The organism is Natrinema soli (assembly GCF_028618695.1).
The window spans coordinates 1-4925 of sequence record NZ_JAQIVI010000086.1 but is presented as its reverse complement, the minus strand read 5'-3'; the positions used below and the strand labels follow the sequence as shown (position 1 = coordinate 4925).

The following is a 4925-nucleotide window of genomic DNA, read 5'->3' as shown; positions in this document are numbered from 1 at the left end:
GAGGCCGACCTCGCGCTCGGCTCCGACACCGGCGGCTCGGTCCGCTGTCCGGCCGCATTCTGCGGCGTCGTCGGTATCAAGCCGACGTACGGGCTGGTCTCCCGATACGGCCTCGTCGCCTACGGCAACAGCTTAGAGCAGATCGGTCCCTTCGGCGAGACCGTCGAGGACGCCGCGGGGTTGCTCGACGTGATCGCCGGGAGCGACGAGCGAGATGCCACGACTCGCGAGGCGCGTGGCGCCTCGGATAGCCGAGCGGGCAGCGCCCGCGAGACTCGTGCCGAAGGAACCGACTCGCGCTACGCCGACGCCGCGACCGGTGATGTCGACGGTCTCCGGATCGGCGTTCCGACGGAGCTGCTCGAGGGGGCCGACGAGGGCGTCGTCGAGACGTTCTGGGACGCGCTGGGAGAGCTCGAGGACCGCGGCGCGGAGTACCACGAGGTCAGCCTTCCCTCGGTCGAACACGCCGTCGAAGCCTACTACGTGATCGCGATGTCCGAGGCGTCGTCGAACCTCGCGCGCTTCGACGGCGTCCGCTACGGCCGTTCGGGCGGCTACGACGGCAACTGGAACGAGGCGTTCGCGAAAGCCCGTGAGGAAGGGTTCGGCGACGAGGTCAAGCGCCGGATCTTGCTGGGCACCTACGCGCTCTCGGCGGGCTACCACGACAAGTACTACAAGAAGGCCCAGGACGCTCGCGCGTGGGTCAAACAGGACTTCGACGAGGCCCTCTCGGCGGCCGACGTGCTCGCGAGTCCCACGATGCCGGTGCCGCCGTTCGAACTCGGCGAGAGTCTGGACGACCCCCTCCAGTTGTATCTCGCCGACGCGAACACCGTTCCCGTGAACCTCGCCGACCTGCCCGCGATATCGGTTCCGGCGGGCGAGACCGACGGCCTCCCCGTCGGGCTCCAACTCATCGGTCCCGCGTTCGGCGAGGAGCGGTTGATCCGCGCCGCGAGCGCGCTCGCCTGAACGGGGCGCGACGACCGCTCGTCCCCTCGCCCTCGTCGACCGCTATCGACCGTCGCCGACGGATACATTTTTATACAGATCTGTCAACTAGGACCATACCGAACGATCACTTCAGGAGACTCTCATGAAACTCTCACAGGATCAGGAAGTCGAATTCGACGAATTCTCGAGAGCGTGCGACCTCGTCGAGGAGTATTTCGGCGAGACGATCGACGATGTCGCGTTACACGCTCCCGTCTCTCGCCGCCAGCTCATCGCCGTCCTCGCACGCGCACAGCTCTCCGGCCGCCAGCTCGCGATCGACGGCCTCACCGAACAGGGCGAGGTCGTCTACCAGTCGAACGCCGAGACCCTGCTCTGGCTCGACGGCGGGTTCTGGACGGACATGCGCGGGCAACATCACTTGGCGCCCGACGAGGGTCGAGCCGCACGCGAAGTCCACCGACGACTCATCGAAGCGCTCGACGGCGACGTCCCGTACTACAACCGCGAACGCGACCCGTTCGTTCTCATCGAGCGGTTCGATCCGTACGAGTAGCGCTCGTCGGAGCGATACCGGCGAAAAGAGGATTGTGAAGCGATCACCCGTTCTCGAGGACAGTGACTCCCGTACGGCGAGTGGGTTACTCTTCGTACGCGAGGTTCATGATCCACTGCGAGAAGGCGTCGCTGTTGGGGTCGACCTCCTCCTCGCCGATAAAGGGCGAGAGCATGTCGCCGGCCATCAGGAGGGTGAAATCGAGGTCTCGAGCGGTCGGTGAGACGTAGTAGGTGTTGTGACCGTCGTAGACGGTCTCCTCGCGGTCGACGAGCTCCTTCTCGACGAGCGACTCGACGATTCGGCTGCCTTTGCGCGAGGAGACGTCCAGTTCCTTCCAGAAGTCGCTCTGGTGGATGCCGCCGGACTCGCGGACGAGCTCGAGCCCGGCCCGTTCGTCCTCGGAGAGTTCGGCTTCGGCCGCGGTAACGCTCACGGTGACCACCTCGCCGTGTGCGTCGCTACAGGCAGGAGTGCGTCCATATCCATACGAGATGGAGCGAGCCGCTTAAATGTGCCCTTCCCCTTCGAGTGCAGAGTCCTCATCAGTCTCGTGGCCCACGTGTTCTGGCTCGGGCGCACCGTCGCCGGCTCTGACGGATACGTCGTCGTAGCTCGTTCGACACGGCGGCCCCGGTGCGAAGGCGTATCGCGTCGTCTCCGGACCGAGCGCGATCAGCGACGACGATCGCGTCCCGAACCCGTTTCGGTGGATACAGACGCCGTACTCGTGGTCGCCGAGGACGTCGCTCGCCCGCTCCAGCCAGTCCGTAACGGTCTCTTCGGACTCGGCCGCGAGCGCCTCTCGTACTGCGTTCGCGTTCGCCGCCTGCTCCCGGCCCGCAGCTGGTCGAACCGACGGGACGTCGACCGCGTCGTCGACGGCGACGTTGACGACGACGTGAATCCCCGGCTCGAACTCGGTCAGGGAGAGCGTGCCGTCCCACTCGTAACAGTACGCGTCCGACGCGTCGGCCACGACGAGGTAGAAGCCGTTGTACTCGTCGGCGTCGGCCGCCGCCTCGACGATCGATTTCGCGTCAGCGGCGGAGCGAGCCTCGAGCACGTCGGCGACGAGCAATCCTCGAGAGCGCTGGCCGGCGAGATCGGTGTCGGTCCACTTGTTCGTGATGCCGACGAAGACGCCGTACTCGTTGTAGCCGATCCACGTGCCGCCGGCCTCGGCGTCACTCGGTGCGATGGCCAGCGGTTCCTCACTGTAAACGGCGGGCGGCAGCGCCTCGCGCTCGAGCGCCTCGTCACGGTTCGCGGCGACCGCGACCGGCGCGTCGTCGAAGACCTGCCAGGCGAGCGTGAGCGTACACACGAGTCGGCGTAGGGACGCCAGCGTCTTAACTTCGAGTCCGATGGGGCGCTCGGTTAATCGTCGTCAGTCACGCTGCGGGTAGTTCGCTGCTGGCGGACCGTCTGGGGACCCAGTCGGTCCCTCTCGTCGTCCCGGACGTAGTCCCGGGCGACGACGTAACTTCCATACAGGACGAGCAACAGGAACAGCGAGAACGGGAGCGCCATCGTCACCGAGAGCGACTCGATGGCGCTGAACTCCTCGAGTCGGAGCGACATCATCCCGAAGAGCGCGAGCAGTGCGCCCCACCACGCGCGGTTTCGCGGGTTCGGGTTCTCGTCGCCCAGCGTGATTGCCGAGATCATGAACACCGCCGAGTCGAGCGACGTGATGATGTAGCCGGCGATGATGAGGACGAACAGCACCGCGAGCACCGTGCCGAACGGCGTGATCTCGAGCGCTTTCGCGACGGCTGCGGGATTGCCCGCCGAGGCCATCGCTTCGGCGACCGGTTCCTGGTACCCCGGCGCGAGCACCCAGCCGCCGATGAGGCCGTGCTGGATCCACGTGAAGACCGTCGGGACGACGACGAGCACGGCGAACATCTCCCGGATGGTCCGCCCTTTCGAGACGCGGGCGACGAAACTGCCGACGAAGATACTCCAGGCGGCCCACCAGGCCCACCAGAAGCCGGTCCAGTTGGCCGCCCAGTTGCCCTCGGCTCCCGGCGCGGTGTACAGCGTCAGCCGGAACATGTCGCTGAGCCAGACGCCCGTCGCGTCCAGACTTAACTCGAGCATGTAGAGCGTCGGTCCGACCACGACGAGCAGGGCCATCGCGACGCCGATGAGCACCACCGTCGCTCGAGCCGCGTTGCGGATTCCTTTCCGAAGGCCGAGCCAGACGTCGGCGAGAAAGACGGCGCCGATCAGCGCGAACACCGCGTAGGTCAGGACCGTCGCATCGAGTCCGAACACGCCGCCGAGGATCGCGGACATCGTCTGTGCGCTGAAGCCGAGCGTCGTCGAGATACCGCCGATCGTGGCGATGAGCGCCGCCAGATCGACCAGCCAGTAGAGCCCGGGGATGCGGTCTTCGTCGACGATGCCGGTGAGCATGGAGCTGATCTTGTAGTCGCCGACGCCGTCCGTGTAGACCACGATCCCGAAGGCGATCGCGACGGGGAGATACCACATCGCCAGCCCCGGAAACACCTCGTGAATGAACATGAACGCCAGTGCCATCGACTCGGCGGATGCACCCTGAACGGGGGCGGGATCCGGCGGCGGATGCTGGACGATCGATACCGGTTCCGCGACGCCCCAGATGAGAACCGAGGCACCGAATCCGACGGTGAACACCATCGACAGCCACGAAAAGAGGCCGAACTCCGGTTCGGTGTCGGGACCGCCGATACGGAGCCGACCGTATCGCGAGGCCGTGAAGGCGAAGACGGCGATGAGTAGAACGAACCCGAGGAGGGTAAACCACCAGCCGAAGTAGGTGAGTATCCGCCCCTTCGCACCGGTGAGAACGCTGCTCAGCAGCGACGGCCGGAGAAAGCCGAACCCGCCGAGCGAGAGCATGACGCCCATCGTCACGAAGAAGAGGGCCCGCTCCGCCCGCGACGCGTCCTCGAGACCGAGAAGTTTCCCCGCATTCATCAGTCGACACCCCCGAGAGCGCCGTCAATACCACAGTTGCTTGACCGCGTGATATTCGACCGCGTGATGTCACTACTCACAGTTTCGTGAGCTACCATCAGATGTGTCCCGAATCCGCAGCTAAATACTGATATACTCTTTGTATCGAGACCGTCTCCAGAGCCGTTACCACACTCGACTGTGCCGTCTCGATACCGCCCTCCTCGGCGGAAATGGAGCGGGACTCCGGCCCTCAGGCAGTCGGGCGTCGCCCGACGACGGTCACCGCCGGATCACGGCGATTCGGCCGCGTCGATGCCGTCCTCGAGCAGCCGATCCCGAACCGCGTCACGGTCGACGGTTCCCGACGCCGTCCGGGGAAGCCCGTCGGCGAATCCGATCGTCTTCGGTCGCTTGAACCCGGCGAGGCGATCGGCGCAGTGAGCGAGCAGCGACTGCT

General features: G+C 65.8%; 5 protein-coding genes and 1 pseudogene. 2 read left to right on the top strand and 4 right to left on the bottom strand.

Annotated elements, in window-relative coordinates; genetic code table 11:
- Both PGX04_RS05290 and PGX04_RS05285 read left to right on the top strand, forming a co-directional pair.
- On the top strand, window positions 1-978 hold a 978-nt coding region (locus PGX04_RS05290), incomplete at its 5' end, for an amidase family protein (RefSeq protein ID WP_273737545.1).
- A gap of 124 nt (window positions 979-1102) precedes the next feature.
- Window positions 1103-1516: a DUF8048 family protein gene (locus PGX04_RS05285; protein ID WP_273737544.1), complete on the top strand. Its 414-nt coding sequence runs from the start codon at window positions 1103-1105 to the stop codon at window positions 1514-1516.
- Window positions 1517-1601: 85 nt separating this feature from the next.
- On the opposite strand, the gene PGX04_RS05280 is transcribed toward PGX04_RS05285, so the two are convergent.
- The 4 genes and pseudogenes from PGX04_RS05280 to PGX04_RS05265 form a co-directional block, all read right to left on the bottom strand.
- The gene (locus tag PGX04_RS05280) at window positions 1602-1952 is read right to left on the bottom strand and encodes a helix-turn-helix transcriptional regulator (RefSeq protein ID WP_180841169.1); all 351 of its coding nucleotides are present in this window, start codon (window positions 1950-1952) and stop codon (window positions 1602-1604) included.
- A gap of 72 nt (window positions 1953-2024) precedes the next feature.
- Window positions 2025-2843, bottom strand: a complete 819-nt coding sequence (locus PGX04_RS05275; RefSeq protein ID WP_273737543.1) for an NRDE family protein — start codon at window positions 2841-2843, stop codon at window positions 2025-2027.
- A 53-nt stretch (window positions 2844-2896) separates the two neighbouring features.
- A complete protein-coding gene (locus PGX04_RS05270; protein WP_273737542.1) occupies window positions 2897-4486 on the bottom strand; it encodes a BCCT family transporter in 1590 nt (529 codons plus the stop codon).
- Window positions 4487-4758: 272 nt separating this feature from the next.
- Window positions 4759-4925 (bottom strand): annotated as a pseudogene (locus PGX04_RS05265) (2-succinylbenzoate-CoA ligase); the annotation flags it as partial.